Source organism: Terrisporobacter muris (assembly GCF_024621905.1).
GTDB classification, from domain to species: domain Bacteria; phylum Bacillota; class Clostridia; order Peptostreptococcales; family Peptostreptococcaceae; genus Terrisporobacter; species Terrisporobacter muris.
Genome location: NZ_JANKBY010000502.1, coordinates 1 through 1,813, shown reverse-complemented (window position 1 = coordinate 1,813; position 1,813 = coordinate 1). Strand labels below are relative to the sequence as shown.

The window sequence follows — 1,813 nt, the reverse complement described above, 5'->3', positions numbered from 1 at the left end:
ATTTTAACTTAAAATATTTGTAAAAAAAGAACAAGTTAACATATGTCAACTTGTTCTTTTTATTAATAAACTATTTTTCAACAGCATACATTTTCTTTAATTGAGCTTGTATATCTTTATTTTCTAAATACTCTTCTAAAGTAGTTTTTCTATCCATTATTCCACCAGGAGTAATTTCTATTATTCTATTAGCAAGAGTTTGTATCATCTCGTGGTCATGAGAACTAAATAACATAACTCCAGAGAATTTTTCTAAACCTTTATTTACAGAAGTTATAGATTCTAAGTCTAAGTGGTTAGTTGGATCATCTAAAACTAGTACGTTTGAGTTTGAAAGCATAAGTTTAGATAGCATGCATCTAACTTTTTCTCCTCCTGATAAAACGTGAGCTTGTTTTAGAGCTTCTTCACCACTAAATAACATTCTACCTAAGAATCCTCTTATGAATGATTCAGATTTTTCTTCTGAGAATTGTCTTAACCAGTCAACTAATGAGTATTCGCATCCTTCAAAGAATTCATTGTGGTTCTTTGGAAGATAAGATTGAGAAGTAGTTACACCCCATTTGAATGTACCAGAATCTGCAGTGTCTTCTCCCATTAATATATTAAATAAAGTAGTTATAGCTATTTCATCTCCCATGAAAGCAACTTTATCTTCTTTATCAAGTCTGAAACTTACATTATCAAGAACTTTAACACCATCAACAGTTTTAGTTAATCCTTCAACTTCAAGAACCTCGTTTCCTATTTCTCTTTCTGGAGTAAATCCAACATATGGATATCTTCTTCTTGATGGTTGTATGTCTTCAACTTGTAATTTATCTAATTGTTTCTTTCTTGATGTAGCTTGCTTTGCTTTAGAAGCATTTGAGCTAAATCTTGCAATGAACTCTTTTAATTGAGCTATTTTTTCTTCAGTCTTTTTATTTTGGTCTTTTTGTAATTGTAATGCTAATTGACTTGATTCATACCAGAAGTCGTAGTTACCTACGTACATTTGTATTTTACCAAAGTCAACGTCAACTATATTTGTACATATTTGGTTTAAGAAGTGTCTATCATGTGATACAACTATAACGATAGAATCTTCTAAGTCCATTATAAAGTTGTTTAACCAATTTATAGATTGGAAGTCTAAGTGGTTAGTAGGCTCATCTAGTAATAGTATTTCTGGCTTACCAAATAAAGCTTTAGCTAATAATACCTTAACTTTTTCTCCACCTTCTAATTCTTTTAATTGTTTGTAATGTAAGTCTTTATCTATTCCAAGACCCATTAATATTTTTTCTGCATTAGTTTCTGCATCCCATCCATCAAGTTCAGCAAACTCTCCTTCAAGTTCTGCAGCTTTTATACCATCTTCTTCAGAGAAATCTTCTTTCATGTATAAAGCATCTTTCTCTTTCATTATTTGGTATAATCTTTCATGTCCCATTATAACAACGTCTAAAACAGTTTCTTCGTCGTATCTGAAGTGGTCCTGTCTTAAAACAGACATTCTTTCTTTTTCTGTTATACTAACAGATCCTGTATTTGGTTCTATATCACCAGCTAATATTTTAAGGAATGTAGTTTTCCCTGCACCATTAGCCCCTATTATTCCGTAACAATTTCCTTTAGTAAATTTTAAATTAACATCTTTATATAATTCTTTATCTCCGAATCTAAGTCCAACGTTAGTAACTTGTAACATATATATCAATCCTTTCTCTTAATGTCATTTATAAAACACAACATTTTAATCTTATAATAAATATTCACTTTAGTCAATAAGACAGTAACTATAATATACAATATTTTTTAACTATTA

At 29.7% G+C, this 1,813-nt stretch carries 1 protein-coding gene; it reads right to left on the bottom strand.

Translation table 11 applies throughout. The features are described from left to right. Positions 1–70 precede the first annotated feature (70 nt). On the bottom strand, positions 71–1,696 hold the full coding sequence (locus tag NSA58_RS19710) for an ABC-F family ATP-binding cassette domain-containing protein (protein WP_039681442.1): 1,626 nt from the start codon (positions 1,694–1,696) through the stop codon (positions 71–73). Between the last annotated feature and the right edge of the window lie 117 nt (positions 1,697–1,813).